This window comes from Acinetobacter junii CIP 64.5, assembly GCF_000368765.1.
GTDB classification, from domain to species: Bacteria; Pseudomonadota; Gammaproteobacteria; order Pseudomonadales; family Moraxellaceae; genus Acinetobacter; species Acinetobacter junii.
Genome location: NZ_KB849655.1, coordinates 1,167,278 through 1,184,956, shown reverse-complemented (window position 1 = coordinate 1,184,956; position 17,679 = coordinate 1,167,278). Strand labels below are relative to the sequence as shown.

12 protein-coding genes, 1 tRNA gene and 2 pseudogenes are annotated in these 17,679 nt (G+C 39.1%); 8 read left to right on the top strand and 7 right to left on the bottom strand.

What is annotated here, in order from left to right:
* Position 1: 1 nt before the first annotated feature.
* Both F948_RS11200 and F948_RS11195 read left to right on the top strand, forming a co-directional pair.
* Positions 2 to 77, top strand: a tRNA-Val gene (locus tag F948_RS11200).
* A gap of 94 nt (positions 78 to 171) precedes the next feature.
* Complete coding sequence (locus F948_RS11195) at positions 172 to 639, top strand: DUF2750 domain-containing protein (RefSeq protein WP_004950574.1); 468 nt, start codon at positions 172 to 174, stop codon at positions 637 to 639.
* Between the two features lie 32 nt (positions 640 to 671).
* Here the strand turns inward: F948_RS11195 and F948_RS11190 are convergent, their stop codons facing one another.
* From F948_RS11190 to yccS, 4 genes are all read right to left on the bottom strand, one after another.
* The gene (locus F948_RS11190; protein WP_004950576.1) at positions 672 to 1,457 is read right to left on the bottom strand and encodes a YdcF family protein; all 786 of its coding nucleotides are present in this window, start codon (positions 1,455 to 1,457) and stop codon (positions 672 to 674) included.
* A gap of 124 nt (positions 1,458 to 1,581) precedes the next feature.
* A complete protein-coding gene (locus tag F948_RS11185) occupies positions 1,582 to 4,119 on the bottom strand; it encodes a PepSY domain-containing protein (protein ID WP_004963870.1) in 2,538 nt (845 codons plus the stop codon).
* A gap of 161 nt (positions 4,120 to 4,280) precedes the next feature.
* Positions 4,281 to 4,865 (bottom strand): YcxB family protein, encoded by a 585-nt coding sequence (locus tag F948_RS11180; RefSeq protein ID WP_004908704.1) that lies wholly within the window; start codon positions 4,863 to 4,865, stop codon positions 4,281 to 4,283.
* A gap of 79 nt (positions 4,866 to 4,944) precedes the next feature.
* On the bottom strand, positions 4,945 to 7,119 hold the full coding sequence (yccS, locus tag F948_RS11175) for a YccS family putative transporter (RefSeq protein ID WP_004963867.1): 2,175 nt from the start codon (positions 7,117 to 7,119) through the stop codon (positions 4,945 to 4,947).
* 143 nt (positions 7,120 to 7,262) lie between these two features.
* On the opposite strand from yccS, the pseudogene F948_RS16155 reads away from it, so the two are divergent.
* A pseudogene (locus F948_RS16155) lies at positions 7,263 to 8,477 on the top strand (multidrug effflux MFS transporter).
* 21 nt (positions 8,478 to 8,498) lie between these two features.
* Here the strand turns inward: F948_RS16155 and F948_RS11160 are convergent.
* The gene (locus F948_RS11160; protein ID WP_004963858.1) at positions 8,499 to 9,206 is read right to left on the bottom strand and encodes a nitroreductase; all 708 of its coding nucleotides are present in this window, start codon (positions 9,204 to 9,206) and stop codon (positions 8,499 to 8,501) included.
* Between the two features lie 424 nt (positions 9,207 to 9,630).
* Here F948_RS11160 and F948_RS11155 point away from each other — a divergent pair.
* From F948_RS11155 to sbmA, 5 genes and pseudogenes are all read left to right on the top strand, one after another.
* Positions 9,631 to 10,995: pseudogene (locus F948_RS11155) on the top strand (DcaP family trimeric outer membrane transporter).
* A gap of 179 nt (positions 10,996 to 11,174) precedes the next feature.
* A complete protein-coding gene (gene gltS, locus F948_RS11150; protein ID WP_004950593.1) occupies positions 11,175 to 12,410 on the top strand; it encodes a sodium/glutamate symporter in 1,236 nt (411 codons plus the stop codon).
* Between the two features lie 95 nt (positions 12,411 to 12,505).
* Positions 12,506 to 13,981, top strand: coding sequence for an alanine/glycine:cation symporter family protein (locus tag F948_RS11145; RefSeq protein WP_004950597.1), 1,476 nt, complete (start codon positions 12,506 to 12,508; stop codon positions 13,979 to 13,981).
* Between the two features lie 135 nt (positions 13,982 to 14,116).
* Positions 14,117 to 15,094, top strand: coding sequence for a patatin-like phospholipase family protein (locus F948_RS11140; RefSeq protein ID WP_026057399.1), 978 nt, complete (start codon positions 14,117 to 14,119; stop codon positions 15,092 to 15,094).
* Between the two features lie 225 nt (positions 15,095 to 15,319).
* Entirely contained in the window at positions 15,320 to 16,519 is a 1,200-nt protein-coding gene (gene sbmA, locus F948_RS11135) for a peptide antibiotic transporter SbmA (RefSeq protein WP_004908683.1), read from the top strand.
* 44 nt (positions 16,520 to 16,563) lie between these two features.
* Here the strand turns inward: sbmA and F948_RS11130 are convergent, their stop codons facing one another.
* Both F948_RS11130 and F948_RS11125 read right to left on the bottom strand, forming a co-directional pair.
* Positions 16,564 to 17,079: a chromate transporter gene (locus tag F948_RS11130; protein ID WP_004963849.1), complete on the bottom strand. Its 516-nt coding sequence runs from the start codon at positions 17,077 to 17,079 to the stop codon at positions 16,564 to 16,566.
* Positions 17,076 to 17,648 (bottom strand): chromate transporter, encoded by a 573-nt coding sequence (locus tag F948_RS11125; protein ID WP_004963848.1) that lies wholly within the window; start codon positions 17,646 to 17,648, stop codon positions 17,076 to 17,078. The genes F948_RS11130 and F948_RS11125 overlap by 4 nt, the downstream gene beginning before the upstream one ends.
* Positions 17,649 to 17,679 lie beyond the last annotated feature (31 nt).

Sequence of the window (17,679 nt, the reverse complement as noted above, 5' to 3'; positions counted from 1 at the left end):
AGGGCGCTTAGCTCAGTTGGTAGAGCGTCTGCCTTACAAGCAGAATGTCGGCGGTTCGATCCCGTCAGCGCCCACCATAACTTCCATACAATATCTTGCTATCTTGATTGTGATTTTAAGTCATTTCTTTTATCATTAGCCGCAATAATGATTCTAAAATTGAAGTGATTTATGAGAAATCCTTATCAACGCAAGGCTGCGTCGAAATCTCAAACTAATTCTAATCTTTCTCCAAAAGATACTTATCGTCAGTTCATTGAACAAATTGTTATGCAGCGTCAAGTGATTGCTTTGTATCATGATGGGTGGGCGTTGTGTGCAACACCTTCTGGGCAACATGCTTTATCAATCTGGCAAAGTAAAGGATTGGCAAAATTATTAATTAAAGATAATTGGGCAAACTATCATCTACAGGAAGTTCCATTATTGGCTTTTATTGAAAAGATGATTCCCTTTTTAAAGGAAAATAATACGATCCTTTCTTTAGATCTGACACCTGAAGGTAATAATTTATTGGTGCCACCTGATACATTATTGTTAGATATTAAAAACTTTCTTTATCAAGTCTATTTACAGCGCCCTGATGTATTTGCTGAGTTAAAATTGCCCCTGCCACGTGATATCCGTTTGCATAATTAAATCAAAAAAAGATTGGGGCAGAGCCCCCCCAATCAATATTCATTTAATATCCATCCGCTTGCATAAGCGAAATACTCTCTTAACCATGCATTATATCGAGTGCTTAAAGGCGTAGTTGATCCAAGTAAAATGGTTTGGCTATAACCTTGTTTTTTTGCAATCGCTTGCGCACGTAAGGTATGAAAGTCACTGGTTACGATTGCAATGGGTTGTTGAAGAGTAATGTGATGCGCTGATAGCAGAGGCTGGCTATTCTTGAGGTTAAGTTCAGTGCTGGTGCTTTTGTCTTCGAGTAAAATCTGAGTGGCAGGGATTTGATGTTTTTGCTGCAAATAGCGTGACATAACAATTGCTTCGCTATCTTTCTCGCCAAAATCAATTCCACCAGAGACAATCACTTTTGCATCTGGTTGAGCTTTTGCCAATGGTGCTGCACGATCAAGACGTTTTGCAAGTGTTGCTGATGGTTGACCATTCTCGATGCCTGTTCCTAAAACAATAATTGCTTTAACAGGTGGAATAGATTGAGGTTTCTGATTGTTATCTGTCAGATAATTAAAGAAATACCCTAGACTAATGATCCAAATCCAAAAACATGCCCATGCAAAGCGCCAAATAGAATGCAGACGGAAGTGATAAAAGAAAAACCGTTCAAAATGATAATAGAAATAAGCGTAAATACAGAAAAATAGTCCAATTAAAAAGGGTAAAACTGTACCGATGTGAATTTTTTTGAGCGCAATTAGAATAGCTCCATCTAGGAATAAAATAGAACCGACTATAGCTAAAATGATACGAATCCATGAGCTTGCTTGCATAATCTTTTTCGTAAGCGATATAAAACGTGCTAAGTGTATGCAAAATTCATCGAAAGGCAAACGCTTCTATTGATGAATAAAAAATGGGTGAATATCACCCATCTTTATCTATATTCAATAAAGCTTAGTAAACATCTCGACGATAACGACCTGATAACCGTAATTCATCCAATTTTTCCTCTCCTAGAATATCGATCAGTGCAGCTTCAACACCTGTTGCCATACCTTCAATGCTTCCACAAATGTATATGACAGCATCCTTAGCGATCCATGCTAAAAGCTCTTCAGCATTGTTGTGAAGAATATCTTGTACATAAATACGTTGAGCTTGATCTCTAGAGAATGCCAAATCTAGACGTTTTAAAGTTCCCATGTTTTTCCATGCTTCGATGGTATCTTTATAGAAATAGTCACATTCACGTTGACGCTCACCAAAAATTAACCAATTTTCAGTGTAATTTTGACGATTACGTTGTTGCAACAGGCTCATCAAACCTGCGATACCTGTGCCATTACCGATACAAATGATTGGACGATTATCATCAATCAAATGGAATGATTCATTCGTACGAATTCGTAAAGCTAGCTTATCTTTGATTTGGATATGTTCTGTTAACCATCCAGAGCCTAATCCAAGTTCACCCTGTGGGTCACGCTGTTGACGAATGACAAGTCTGAGAATTTGCTGCGGAGGAATACTAGCGATAGAGTATTCTCGAGTGGGTAGGGTAGGAAGCTGCTCGACAAGTTCATCTAGATGATTGAATGCCTGAACATCTACGCGTAAATTTTTATTCCGTAATGCCTGATCAATTTTCTGATTCAATGATTCGATTTTGGATTCAGCTGAGATTTGGTACTTTTCTAAAAAGCGTTGAATCTCTGTAGGAGTATTTTCTGGTTGAATTTCTGCAATATCACCAGGATGCCAAGTCATATCATGAGGAGCGGTGAATTCAATATTGTAAGCAGGTTGCCCAAGACTATTTGGATTGAGGAGTGTACGAGAACTTAATGTCCAATGATCAAATACTTTTTCAATGTTCATTGCATGTAGTTCTGTGTACGTAATCTCTGATAAAGCCTGATTCCAGCGTTGGATATCATTAGGATTGACGTTATCGACTTCAATTAAGTCAAATAAAGCTGAGGCCTTCGATGCTAATAACCATTGGTTTATTGCATGCCCAAAACTACAGAAACTTTCAGGATATTCTTTAGAACCCAATGCAAGCACTGCAAACTGCATTGAACTTAAATCTAGTGATTGCTTCATCATCTTTTTGCTGAAGCTAGTTGCTAAGTCAGGTGCCTCACCAGTTCCATAGGTACTCACCACAAATAAGACAAGCTCAGCTTGCTGAAGCTCACGCTCAGTCAACTGTTGAAGAGGTTTAACAATTGTTGCTTGCTGTGCTTCTTGTAAGCTTGTTGCTGTACGCCATGCGAGTTGCTCAGCCACACCTGTTTGACTTGCGTAAGTGATGAGCCATGGTTTTGCATTTGGGTCAATAACTTGAGAACCGATCGTATTTCGTACCGCGAGTGTGAGTTTTTTTTGTTTGCGACGTTTTAAATAAAGCATCCAACCTGTGACGAAAAATAAAGGCATTGTTAAAGATGCCAGCATTGCTAAAAATTGATAAGTGTCACCAAAAAAACTTCCACGATGTACAGGGAGCATACTGCTCATAATCTTTTCATTTAGCTTCTTATCTTCGTAGAGCTCAAATTTCTCAAAAGTGTTGGATTGATAATTATAAATAGCTTGGTTACGAGCACGTTCATGTTGGGGGATAGCATCAACAAAAGATAGCTCAAGCTTTGCATCGTTCTTTTTCGGAATATTAAACGTTAATGATGAATATTCACGTCCAATTTGGGCATTCACGCCTGTCCACGATTGCGACAATATGTTGGTCACTTGCTCAGGTTTAAGTTTTTCTTTTTCAGGTTTTTTTCTATCTTGGTTCGGTTCGTTGCGTTTAGGTTGTTCAACTCCCATGACTTTGAACATACCAGCACGCCACCAGTCATATGACCAATACAAACCAGTGCATGCAAATAAGAGATAAAAGACGACAAGCCAAGTTCCAACTACAGCATGTAAATCCCAAATAAAATTGCGACCCTTAAGTTTAGGCTTAATAAAGAACCATTGTTTAAAAGAATGTTTTTTAGGGAAGCGGAGATAAAGTCCACTCAGCACAAAAAAGATAAGCATCAAGGTTGATGCACCTGTAATTTGTGCTCCAAACTCGCCTGCTGTTAAGTTCCGATGCAATCGTTGGATAAATTGTAATACTTCACCACCTTTGACTTCTGGTAACACTTCAGCTGTATATGGATTGACCATCATGTTATGGCCACGACGAGCACCTTCTTTTTTAATATTTACTGTAGAAGATGCGGTAGGGTCAGCTGCGATGGTAATACTATTAATCTCAATATCGGGTTGTTTTTTATTGAAGTGTTGAAATATCTGGGCTGGGGTTAACTTTGGAGTAGAAGCAGCTTCAACAACATAGCTCTCTTTATTGATGAATTCTAAGATTTGCTGATCATATGAATAAATTGCTCCAGTTATGCCCATCAATGAAAGGATTAAACCTGCAGTGATCCCTAAAAACCAATGAATTTGGAAGAAGACTTTTTTAAGCATGGTCAAAAAATGTAAATAAAGTGGAGTTCATGTAAAAAATTATAACTCAAGATTAAGAATATAATATGGATTTTGTAGGTAATATTGATTTTGATTCTCATTTAAATTTTCACATTAAAAAAAACCTCTCATTTTGAGAGGCTTTTTTTGAATATTTTTAATTATAGCGTTTTCGGAGCGCCTACAGTTTCATTCAAATGTTTACGAACAGTATTGAATGAAAAGTTTTTTGAATCCATGCGTTTAGGAAGGATATATGCACCTTGTTGTTCATCACCTTTTGGTGTTTTTACTTTAAAGTTCACCAAAATGAAGTCAGGTGAGCTATACCACTCATAAATATCTTTCCAACCGATTGTTGCAGTACCTTCTTGAACGCCCATTTTTTGGCGCATGACGATACCGTGTGGTTGAACACCAAGACGAAGACCTTTAATTTCCTGAACTGGGAATTCATTCATTTTACGTTTCACATACCACTCAAGACCGAATCGTTTAATCAGGTAGAAGAGGGCAACGAACACGATAACAACCCAACAAAATACAGTTGAGTAAGTAGAGTAGTAGTTAATCAGTCCAGCGGTCACTAAAGAAAGCACCACAAGCGAAATCATAATGATCCACGCTTTGCGACTAAATTTATTAGTACTACGCCAAATCATAAGTTGAGCTTGACGTTGTTCAGCTTCGGAAACTTCGTAGGGAACAGGTTGTAGCGTATAAGCGTATAGCGTTTTGGCGGTCATAGTATAAAAAATGAGTGTAGAACTAGGTTAAGTTTAGCATTAATTAGCAGTCAAAGATATTATGCCAATGGTGGATAAATCAAAGAGATGCAAACTCAGTGCCATCCTGATTTGGCTCATGACTCAAGCTTTGTTTAAGCATGCTTAAGCGAGTCAAAATACCAAACATGAGTGATAATTGTTGCAAAATAATCAAGGATTTTGGATCCCCTTCATCATGAGTACTGAGTCGTTGACGTATGGTTTGTAACATGTTTTGCGCGGATAAATCTGGAACCTCATCACGCAATAATGTGCCTTTAATATCATCTAGGGCTTGATCAAGTAAAGCCAATACTTCTTGATCATGGATTTGTGCACGATGTGCACCTAAGGCTGCGATATAGCTCAAAAAGGTATGACTCAAACACAAGAACTCGAATGCAAGTGACTTTTGTGTTGGATCAATATTTGGCTCAGTTGCTAATGTGGAAATTAAAGAAGCAACTTCCGCATCGGTATTGTGCGCTGCGCGACGAACTACACGATAATTCAGTGCATTATTTTTACCTTCGTGGTATTGCTGAACCACTTCCGTAAGATAATTACATTGAGCTTCTATAGAACGCCGGATGGTACGAGGCAGCCGGCGAAATTTCCAATCGGGCCAAATAAAACTCACGCCAAACCATGCGAGGGCACATCCGATAAGTGTATCGATAAATCTTGGAAAGCCAGCAGCAAATGCAGAACCATCAAGATTAAAGTTGATCAGTGCCAAGATAGTGATGAATGCAGTTGCTTGAGCATATTGCTTACTTCTTAGTTCGAAAAATAACACACCGCTTAAAACAAGCATCACCAATTGCCCTTCAAGTGAAGGAATAAAATAGATAATCGCCAATCCAACAATAATGCCGATTAATGTACCTACTATACGCAAATATAAGCGGCGTTTTGTGGCGTTGAAATTTGGCTGACATACGAAAAGTGCAGTGAGTAAAATCCAGTATCCATATGCAATATTGGTAACTTGAATAAAAATATAGCCAATAAATAAAACGATAGATAAACGGACCGCGTGTCGGAATAAAACAGATTCAGGTGTGAGATGCTGTTTGACTCGAACAAAAATATCATTCCAACCTTTGAGATCATCATCTTTAAGTTGGTGTTCAGTTTGTTGAGTGTTGATCAGTTGCAAATCGCGTTCTGTTTCTAAGTTTTGCAGTTGGGCATCGATCGATTTTAAATTTTGATAGAGTGCAAATAAGGCATTCACACGTACTTGATCATAAATATTATCTTCACGTAATTTTTCTAATGACAGTCTAAGATTTTCAAAACTATGTTGAAATCTTTTGTTATGCGTATAACGTGTGCGATTCAAGATACATTGCGCTAAGTCCTGACATGCTTTACCTTGAATGGTAAGAATACGTTGGAAACGAAATAAAATATCACTGTGCTGAAACAGTTTAGCGAGTTTTTGGTAATCAATATGAGCGGAATCAGCACGCTCGTGAATATCTTGAGCTACAAAATAATACTGTAAGCTGCGTCGCGTATCTTTTTGACCTCGGTCTCCTTTGAGGCGAGTGACTAGTGCTACACGTAAATTATTGAATAATGTAATTAATTTTCCATTTTCTAGTGCTAAATCAATCATGCTTTGTTGGTAGCTTGATGCGGTCATATCCACATCAAACAGGTTTGATTTAGCATATAAAAAACTACCTAAAGCATTATAAGATGCTGATAGTTGATCTTGTAACTGACGAACTGGAAATAATAAGAAGCTGATAGTTGAAATCAGACCATACCATGCTGCTCCGATCACAAGTAATGCAGGTTGAAAATACCAGTCTTCAAATAGATGAACACCGAGCATGGTATATACCGAAACCACCAAACATCCATAAGCAATCGTGGCGTAACGTCGCCCTAACGAACCTAACAGAATCCAGCCAATACAAGAGGCGATCAAACCAAAAGCAAATGCGAAAGGGTATGGAAATAATAATTGAACGGATGCTGCTGTAATAAAAAAACCGATGTAGGTGTAGATTAAGTTCATGATCCGCACAGAAAAGCGATCATCAATATCACTGATACCCGCAGCGACTACACCTAAAGTTAATGGAATCGTAGCCAGTTGAAAATCCAATAAATAAGGAACAAAAGCTGTACCTACAAAAGCGATCAACATCCTCACGTTATACATAAACGTGGTGTTATAAGTTAATTGTTTTAAACGTCCAAACCAAGGATTCAAGCGCTGTCCTTTTCGTATCGTGTCATGGAATTATTGTATGGGAACTGACATCTCAAAAGTGCTAGTCAGCCTGTATTATTATGCACAAAATAGCATGAGAGTGTTAAGCTTAGATCAGGAATAAACTTGAAAAGTGAAGTATTATGAAGGTCGAGCAGTCTAATTCACGTCAATATTCAACAACTTGGATTATGTTGCTTGCACTCCTTACCGCTTTAGGTCCTTTATCAATTGATATGTATTTACCCGCTTTGCCTGAAATGGCAGAGGAGTTTGGGGTGAGTACACAAATGGTCGCAAATACTTTGCCTGCTTATTTTTTAGGGCTTGCGATTGGTCAACTTATCTATGGTCCAGTGAGCGATCGGATTGGTCGAAAAAAACCTTTGTATTTTGGTTTAACCCTTTATGTGATTGCCAGTTTGGCATGTGTGTTTGCAAGTAATGAATGGGCATTAATCGTTGCACGTATTTTTCAAGCGCTTGGGGGCTGTGTCGGTGTCGTTATTGCGCGCGCTGCGATTCGTGATCGGCTGGATGTTCAAGGTTCAGCTCAAGCATTTTCAAGTATGATGATTGTCATGGGGCTAGCACCTATTTTAGCACCTATGTTTGGCGCTTGGATTCTGAACTTTTTCCCTTGGGAAATGATTTTTGCTGCATTGGCTATTATTGGTGTGATCTGTTGGTGATGTGTCCATTTCTTTTTTAAAGAATCTTTGCCAATTGAGCGTCGTCTCAAGCTTTCCACTTATCAAGTCACAACGCTTTATGCCGCAATTCTAAAAGATGCGAGCTTTAGAGTCCCCATGTTTGCAGGCTGTCTGACAGGTGCAGCTTTGTTTTGTTACATCAGTTCTGCATCAGCGGTCTTTATGGGGCAATATGGATTATCTCAACAGCAATTCTCCTATGCATTCGCTTTTAATGCTGCTGGAATTATGTTGATGTCTTCTTTGAATAAGCATCTCAATACACGAATGGATATTTATCCCCGTCTTCGTTTAGGCGGTTCGATTCAGTTCCTTGGTGCTGTATGTGTTGTGTTTGCAGGATCAATGCATAACGCTCCGTTGTGGATATTGATGTTTGGTTTATTTTTTGTAGTGTCTGGAATTGGTTTGACTGGTCCAAATGCAATGGCTTTGGCAATGTCTAAACAAGGTGCTCGAGCTGGAACTGCGAGTGCGATCATGGGAAGTATGCAGTTTGCATGTGGTTTATTAGGTGGTGTTATTCTGAACTTTTTGATTTGGAAAGCATCATTGAACATGGGGCTCATGATGTTGATGTTTACTTCAGCAGGACTGGTCGCTATCTTTAAGGTTGGAAGACAACAGAACAGTATCTCTATGTAGAGATACTGTGGTCATTAAAGTTTACTCATCAACAAAGACAGTAAAATTTTCGACAGGTTCGCGTGGTGTAATAAAGGTATTCACGATGTGATTTGGATCGGCATATCCTAATGCAATTGCACAAATAAGCTCTTCATCATCTGGTGCTCCAAGTACATCTAAGACAATCGGATAAAAGTGATTCCATGCAGCTTGAGGGCAAGTATCCAAACCACGTGCTTTAGCAGCGACCATCACATTTTGAATCATCATCGAAATATCCATCTTCGATCCGATTCCCATCGCTTTGTTGACAGTAAAGAAAAGTCCAACAGGCGCATCAAAAAGCTGAAAGTTACGCAGTTGTTGTGCTGCCATTTTTTCCTTTTCGCCTTTTTGAATACCTAATAATCCGTATAGACCCCAACCATTAGCACGACGACGATCAATAAACGGTGAAATCCAATTTTCTGGATAATATGCAAAAGTTTCTTTGTACTGCTCTGCTAATTCTGGTTTTTGAAATAACTCAAGCTGAGCTGCACAGACGCGCTCAATCATCTCTGCGCGTTTGTTTCCAGTAAGCACATAAACCTTCCATGGTTGAGTGTTTGTACCTGATGGTGCTCGGCTTGCAACTGACAAAATGTCTTTAATCGTTTGTACATCAACAGGTGTATCTAGAAATGCACGTACTGAGTGGCGAGAAGTAATTGCTTCATCAACATAACGGACTTGTTCCGTATTCATATAAACTCCAGCTCTTTTAGCTATTTTCTCATTGGGTGAGACTATAAATGAATCTGGTGTTTTTGCAGATGGTTTTTTAGTCGTATTGCAAAATTTGTTTTAAAAGTAATCGTGTTTTCGTTTCGTCAGTAAAGGCTGAATAATTTATGTGCGGTTTTGTTTTGTTTGTGTGAAAAAGAAATATATTTGTAACATAATGAAATAGAACTATTATTTAGCCAAAATTGTTTAAAACTGAGTTTTTATTCGAATAAAAAAATACACACAATATTCTAAATTTATGCATAATACGCCCTTTTTAAAAATTGATTAGGCTTTCCTTACTGATTGGGTGAGGGGGATTTTCTATTACAAACATAGTGAATTTATCCAATTTTATGTTTGTAGAAATGTTGAAATATACATCGAATACAAGGAGCTTCTCATGAGTTTACCTCTCATCCGCAAGCCGTTCTTGATTCAGGGTTTGGCATTTACTGTTGCTATCTTGATGATGAACACGACACAGGCTGCTACTGAGCAAGAGCAAATTCAACAACTTCGTGAGGAAGTGAAAGAGTTGCGTGCTTTACTTGAACAATATGTTCCTCAATCAAAACAAAAAACTACATTGCCTGTTTCAGATTCAGCTCAAGTTCTAGCTGCTCAGACTACAACTCCATCATCTGATACAAATAAAAAATCGCCACTCTCTTTTCAAACAGCATCTGGTGCTGATGTAAAGTTATATGGTTTCTTGCGTGGAGATGCTTCTTATCAAGCCAAAGGTGGCGATGGTATTTTTAACCGAATTAATAAAGTCGATCTCGAAAATAATGAGAAAAATAGTGACCGATTTTATAGCACTGCGACTGTGACTCGTTTGGGCTTAGATTTTAAAGCACCTGTACAAGGTGCAGATGTTGGTGGAAAGCTAGAAGTTGATTTTCGCGGTGGAACTAACAACGATACAATCCGTATCCGCCATGCGTATTTGACTTATAACGACTGGTTGTTTGGTCAAACTACATCAACATTCTTGGCGACAGATCTGCAACCTGAGATGCTTGATTTCAATTCACCTTTAGGTATTGGTACATATCGAACTCCGATGGTTCGCTACAGCGGTTCTTTGAATCCTGTCACGAGTTATGCGATTGCACTGGAAAAAGGTAGTGATGATAATCGCGCGCCTGCTCTTAGCTCGAAAATCAAATACGATTTTGCAGAGGGTAAGGGGACAACTTCAGCTCGTGCACTTTTGACAGAGGTGCGTAGTAGAGTGAGTTATGAAGATAAACTAATAGAAATTGATAAAGACATATTTAAAAAAGAGCGAAAGCAAATCACCTCGAACGAATCTGACTTAGGTTGGGGGATTGCGCTGGGTGCAAAATACAAATTTACAGATTCTTTGCAAGCGATGCTTGATTACTCACATGTGAAAGGTGACAGCAAATTTTTGCTTTACACCAATAATGCGTTCAATGTGAATCCGATAAATGATGATTTAAATCTCAATGAATTTGATGCTGTGACTGTGGGCACAACGTATCAGATCACGCCAAAAGTTCGTAGCACTTTGGCGTATGGCGCGATGTTTGCTAAAGATAACAATGCATTTGCTCAACAAGCATTGCTAGATACTGCGCAAAACAAAACGCTACAACAAGGTTGATTGAATGTAATGTTTTCGCCTGTTACGCCAATCACGTTCGGTTTAGAGTATATCTATGGCGAACGCAAAACCTTCAATGGTCAAAAAGGTAAGGATAACCGTGTAGGAGCAATGGCTCGCTATAACTTCTAACCTATCCTATAGGTGTAATCATCCGTGAAAACCATCTGTTAATACAGGCTGGGTTCTTACAAAAAACTGTATGTTTTTTATTAACTTGATTGAGTTTTCACTCATTTTGAGAGTTACTGTTTTATTAGTTGTGTGATGGAAAAACTATCTAAAAACTAATGAAATAAACGGAAGAAGATATGGAATTTACTTTCAATGGTTTTTATACCCTAATTTCGGCGGTTATCGTCTTGTTATTAGGGCGTCTGCTCGTTAATAAAATTGACTTCTTAAGACGTTACAACATCCCAGAGCCTGTCGCAGGTGGTTTGGTTGCAGCAGTTGTATCTTTGCTGGTGCACTCAATGTGGGGATATAGCATTGTTTTCAGCAGTCAATTGCAAACAAGTTTTATGCTGATCTTCTTTGCTTCGATTGGTTTAAGTGCCAATTTTATGAAGCTTCGTGAGGGTGGTATTGGACTCGTTATATTCTTGATCTGTGTGGCTTCTTTTATCGCAGTACAAAATGCGGTAGGTATGAGTCTTGCGTCATTGTTAGGTATTGATCCATTGGTTGGTTTGATCGCTGGTTCGATCACGCTCACAGGTGGTCATGGTACTGCTGGTGCTTGGGGTGAAATTCTTGAAACCCAACATGGGATTCAAGGTGCATTAGCACTAGGAATGGCAAGTGCGACATTTGGTCTAATTATTGGTGGGATCATTGGTGGTCCACTGGCTAAATTATTGATCAATCGTTATAGCCTTGCACATGAAAAAAGTTCATTAGAAATCAAAGATCGCGATACGCATCTTGATAAACATCCTGATGAACTTGCTCCATTTGAAAACCCACATCAAGTGCGTTTAATCACAGCAGATAATGCAATCACAACATTAGGTATGTTCGCTGCCTGTCTTGCATTTGCTGAGTTTATGACGGGTTATAGCAAAGGTACATGGTTCGAGTTACCAACCTTTGTTTGGGCGCTTGGTGGTGGTGTTATTCTCCGAAATATTCTTGAAAGCGTATTGAAAATTGATATTTTTGATCGTGCAATTGATGTGTTTGGTAACGCGTCGCTTTCATTGTATTTGGCAATGGCATTGCTTTCGTTGAAGTTATGGCAATTGGCAGATTTGGCTGGACCACTGGTTGTTATTTTAGGTGCTCAAACCATTACTATGGCTCTATATGCAGCCTTTGTAACCTTCCGTGTGATGGGTAAAAACTATGATGCTGCTGTTCTTGCTGCGGGTCATTGTGGTTTTGGTATGGGGGCAACACCGACTGCGGTTGCAAACATGCAAGCCATTACGAATATGTATGGACCTTCCCATAAAGCGTTCTTAATTGTTCCGTTATGTGGTGCATTCTTTGTTGATTTAATTAACGCAACAGTAATTCAAGTTATCTTGAAATTCTTTGCCTAAGTCGGATCAAAAGCCCCATATGGGGCTTTTTTGATTCATCCATTTTTATCGTATATGTGTTTGATATACATATAATTTATTAAAGCGAATAAGTGATGAATGAACAATTAAATGCCACGCTGATGTCGTGGGTGCAATTCTTTAATGATCCGCTCTGGAATTTCTTGGTTGTCTTGTTGGTTGCAGTGGGTGTGTTTTACACATTAATCACAGGTGCGGTACAGCTTCGCTTATTTTTACACAGTATTCGTGTCATGAAAGGCAGCCGTAAAGAATGTGTGGATGAGCACGGGATCACACCGTTTCAGGCATTCGTTACAGGACTGGCAAGTCGTGTAGGGGTGGGTAACGTTGCTGGCGTTGCGATTGCGATTGCGATTGGTGGACCAGGTGCAGTGTTTTGGATGTGGTTTACTGCATTCTTAGGTATGAGTTCTGCATTTGTGGAATCATCGCTCGCACAGTTATTTAAGGTACGAGACCATCAAAACAAACAATTCCGTGGTGGACCTGCGTATTACATTACTCAAGGTTTAAAGCAAAAATGGTTAGGGATTGTTTTCGCACTTTCTCTCATTTTAGCTTATGGATTTGTGTTTAATGCTGTTCAGGCGAATGCGATTATTGGTGCAACTTCTCATGCTTGGGGATGGGATAAAGCCAATCTAACTTTAGGTTTGGGTGGTTTAGACCTAGAAATCTCATGGGTTGGCATTGGACTAGTGACAATGACAGCATTGATTATTTTTGGTGGTATTAAACGTATCGCAAAAGTTGCTGAAGGTATCGTGCCATTCATGGCATTGCTTTACATTATCGTGGCTTTGTACATTGCCATCATCAATCTGCCAATGTTGCCAGAAATCTTTAAACTTATTTTCACAAAAGCTTTTGAGTTTGAAGCAGCAGCTGGTGGTTTCTTCGGTGCTATGATTTCTATGGCAATGATGATGGGGATTAAACGTGGTTTGTTCTCAAATGAAGCAGGTATGGGTTCAGCACCAAATGCTGCTGCTGCATCAGATGTAAAACATCCAGTAAACCAAGGTTTAGTGCAAATGCTAGGTGTCTTTGTAGATACCTTCGTTGTGTGTTCATGTACTGCGATTATCATTATGGTGTCAGGCATGTATCACGAAGCTGGTTTTGAGGGCGTAACGTTAACGCAAAAAGCGCTTGAGAGTCAGATTGGCAGTTGGGGCGGTGGTTTCCTCGCTATTATTCTGTTCTTATTTGCCTTTACGTCGATTATTGGTAACTATGCATATGCGGAAAGTAATGTGCAGTTCATCAATAACAATCCTAAAATCATGCTGATTTTCCGTATTTTAGTATTAGTTATGGTGTACTTCGGTGCAATCACTAGTGTTCCATTGGTTTGGTCTATGGCAGACTTATCGATGGGATTGATGGCAACTATTAACCTGATCGCAATTCTATTGCTGACTCCGATAGCATTGATTTTATTGAAAGATTATACCTCTCAGCTTAAAAAAGGGATTAAAGAACCTGAGTTTAAGATTGATAACTATCCTGAATTGAAGAAAAAAGTCGATTCCGATATTTGGTAAATTGATAAAAAGCTCCTGTAAAGGAGCTTTTTTTTGTGGCATAGAAATCAGTCAGCAAAGAATTGATACAGCTTTTAAAAATCGCTCGGAGTAAAATTTGAGAGTGATATAAAGTGAATATGGCATCAAATGCAGATGAAACAGCTTAAATTATTGACTCTAGGACTATCGATGATGTTTGTGGCGGGTTGCCAAACCACATCACAACTACGACCTGTTGTAGAAGATGCTCAGGTACAAACCATGAGTCAACCTTTTGCTGCGATCAAAAAACAACAGAAACGTCCTGTCATTGCGCTGGTATTAGGAAGTGGTGGTGCGAGAGGATATGCTCATATCGGAGTGATCGAAGTACTTGAACAGCAAGGCATCCGACCTGATTTGATCGTAGGTACAAGCGCAGGCAGTATCGTGGGTTCAATATATGCCAGTGGTAAAAGCGCAGCTGAATTAAGAGATATTGCATTCAAACTTAAAGCCAATGATGTACGTGATGTAAATGTGAGCCTCAAAGGTTTCTTTGATGGTAAAAAAGTTGAAGACTATGTCAATCAACAAGTGCTTAACACACCGCTACAAAAGTTAAAAATTCCAATGTATGTGGTTGCAACTGAACTCAAAAATGGGACGAAAACCGTATTTAACTATGGCAATACAGGGCAAGCCGTGCGTGCATCGACTTCTATTCCAAGTATGTTTGTGCCGACTAAGATTCGTAATGTCGAGTATGTTGATGGTGGGCTAGTGAGTCCTGTCCCAGTTGAAGTAGCACGGGAACTAGGTGCGGATATTGTGATTGCTGTAGATATTTTGGCGCAGCCAATTCATACCGAAACCACCAATGTATGGGGCTTGTTCAATCAAAATATTAATATCATGCAAGGGCGATTAGCCGAAGAAGAATTGAAAGATGCGGATGTCGTGATTCAACCTGATCTACGTGAAAAGGCACATATCTTTGATGTAAAAGGACGTGAAATGACTATGCAGGCTGGGATTGATGCAGCACAGGCTAAACTTGCGGATATTCAATCGACAATTCAAAGTAAGCAAAATTCAGCCACTCAAGCGCAGCAAGATTTTGCATTGAAAATAAATCCTGTAGCACCCTAATCGGCTATTTTTCTGCCAGTAAATCAATACAAGATAAGGCGTGGTTTGCTGGCAGATGTTTTTTAATAAAACAATTTGTAAATCCTCTATAAAAAGCTATGAAAAAATCAAGAAAACAGGTAAATAACTACAATTCATTAAACTTTTTATTAAACAAATTTAAGTTTTGCATTATAGGATGACGCATCGACGTCATCAGTAACACCACAAGGATTGTTAAACACGATGTTTAAATCATTTTTTCCTAACCCACGCCTTTTTTTTATATCGGTGATTGTATGGTTAGCGCTCAACATGCTGCTTTGGTACACAGGTGGGCATGGATGGGGAGAGTACTTGGGTTTTCCGAAAGGTTATGCTGAAGCTGAATTACCAATTGGTGTGAGTCGCTTTTGGTCCGCAGCCTTTATTTGGTTCTATATTTGGTTTTTAGTATCAACAGCATTATTCGCTGCCTTTTGGCGATTTTTATCTGATAATAAATGGCAAAAGTGGTCGATTTGGGGATCGGCATTCATTCTGTTTAATATCTGGTTTGGTGTTCAGGTGAGTGTTGCGATTAACGCATGGTATGGTCCATTCTGGGACATGATCCAAAAAATGCTCAGCGATGGTGGTGGTGACATCAATGATCTTTACAAAGGCACTTTGACCTTTCTTTATATCGCGATGGTGGCAGTCACATTTGCAGTCATTAATGCATTTTTTACCAGTCACTACGTATTCCGTTGGCGCACAGCAATGAATGAATACTACACCGCCAACTGGGATAAGCTGCGACATGTAGAAGGTGCGTCACAGCGTATACAAGAAGATACCATGCGCTTTGCGACCATCATGGAAGACTTAGGGGTGGAGTTAATTAAGTCAGTGATGGTACTGATTGCCTTCTTACCTTTGTTGTTCCAAATCTCGCAGAAAGTTCCAGTCTTACCGATCGTGGGGGAAATTGAACACTCTTTGGTGTGGGCGGCTGTTGTATGGGCGATTGCTGGTACAGTTATTCTAATGTTAGTCGGGCAGAAACTTCCTGGTTTGCAATTCAATAATCAAAAGGTTGAAGCTGCTTATCGTAAAGAGTTAGTCTATGGTGAAGACCATGAGAATCGTGCTGATCCTGTTACGTTAAAAGAGTTATTTAGTAAGGTACGAGTCAATTACTTTAGACTTTACTTTCATTATGCTTACTTTAACTTAGTGGCAATTTGGTACAAGCAACTCGATATTTTATATAGCCTTGTCGTATTATTCCCTGCAATCGCATCTGGAAAAATGACGCTTGGTTTGATTAACCAAATCAGTAATATTTTTGATAAAGTCCGTGAATCATTCCAATATTTGATCAGTTCATGGAAAACCATTATTGAACTATTATCGATTCATAAGCGTCTAAAAGCTTTTGAATCGATTCTTGATAAGGACTAAACCCTACAAAGGAAAAACCTGCTTCGTGCAGGTTTTTTTATTGCTTAAAGTAGGCAAATTCCTAATCTAGCACCTAATGCCATGACCCACAAAGGATGAACTTTTTTAAACATCCCAAGAATTGCAGTCAAGATCACAATTAAGATCAGTAAGGCATTTTGTGCAGAAGCATCTGCAATTAGCCATGCACTGACTAAGACTAAACCGACTGTAATTGGCTTTAAAGCTTTTTCAAATCTTGCTCGTAAAGGATGGTCCTTAAAGCGTTGCCAAAATTTGAGCACATACACTGTGATAATAGATGATGGACCAAACTTCGCTAAGGATGTAACCAATAGACCCGCTGGACCAGCGACATGCCAACCAACTAGCGGCACGATCATCATATTGGGGCCGGGTGCAGCCTGTGCCATTGCAAAAAGCGAACTAAATTGTTCCGCAGTCATCCATTGATGTACGGTTACAACTTGATGCTGCATTTCAGGAAGGATGGCATTACCACCACCAAAAGCCAGTACAGAGAGTTGTGTAAAGACGATCACTAATGTCCATAAGATCATGATTTTTTCACTCCAAGTACCAATAAATTAATCGCAAGTAAAACAAATAACGTTAGTGCTAAAGGAAGTTTGATCAGCAGCATAAATACCAAGGTCAATGCAATCGTCAAAACAGTAAGATAGCTTTTTAAAATGGGACGTAACATTTTAAATCCTGTGGCAAACAATAAGCCTGCGGCAGCTGCCGCTAGTCCTTGGATCATGTGTTGTACTGCAGTTAAATATTGGAAATGCTCATAGACTTGGTAAATGATCAATACAATTGCAGTAGGGGCTGAAATTAAGCCCAGTACAGAACTGACTGCACCTTTAATACCTTGAAATTCCATGCCAATCGCAACTGACATATTAATAATATTACCGCCAGGAAGTAACTGACATACGCCAAGTAAATCGGTAAATTTTCCTTCATCTATCCATTTTTTATCTTCAACAATAATGCGATGGGCTAAGGGTAGTACCCCACCGAATCCCATTAATCCTAACTGCATAAATCCCGTAAATAATGCCTTGCAATCAGGCGCTTCTGATACTGGTTCACGCTCTATTGATATTGCTTCGGCTTTCATCGGGACACCTCCTCATCTCTTTTACTCATGA

Excerpts from the sequence above, each read along its gene's own strand:
- F948_RS11130 (WP_004963849.1), bottom strand. The coding sequence starts at position 17,079 with ATGATCTTATGGACATTAGTGATCGTCTTTACACAACTCTCTGTACTG.
- F948_RS11145 (WP_004950597.1), top strand. The coding sequence starts at position 12,506 with ATGAATGAACAATTAAATGCCACGCTGATGTCGTGGGTGCAATTCTTT.
- F948_RS11140 (WP_026057399.1), top strand. The coding sequence starts at position 14,117 with ATGAAACAGCTTAAATTATTGACTCTAGGACTATCGATGATGTTTGTG.
- F948_RS11190 (WP_004950576.1), bottom strand. The coding sequence starts at position 1,457 with ATGCAAGCAAGCTCATGGATTCGTATCATTTTAGCTATAGTCGGTTCT.
- F948_RS11180 (WP_004908704.1), bottom strand. The coding sequence starts at position 4,865 with ATGACCGCCAAAACGCTATACGCTTATACGCTACAACCTGTTCCCTAC.
- F948_RS11160 (WP_004963858.1), bottom strand. The coding sequence starts at position 9,206 with ATGAATACGGAACAAGTCCGTTATGTTGATGAAGCAATTACTTCTCGC.
- F948_RS11185 (WP_004963870.1), bottom strand. The coding sequence starts at position 4,119 with ATGCTTAAAAAAGTCTTCTTCCAAATTCATTGGTTTTTAGGGATCACT.
- gltS (WP_004950593.1), top strand. The coding sequence starts at position 11,175 with ATGGAATTTACTTTCAATGGTTTTTATACCCTAATTTCGGCGGTTATC.
- F948_RS11195 (WP_004950574.1), top strand. The coding sequence starts at position 172 with ATGAGAAATCCTTATCAACGCAAGGCTGCGTCGAAATCTCAAACTAAT.
- sbmA (WP_004908683.1), top strand. The coding sequence starts at position 15,320 with ATGTTTAAATCATTTTTTCCTAACCCACGCCTTTTTTTTATATCGGTG.
- F948_RS11125 (WP_004963848.1), bottom strand. The coding sequence starts at position 17,648 with ATGAAAGCCGAAGCAATATCAATAGAGCGTGAACCAGTATCAGAAGCG.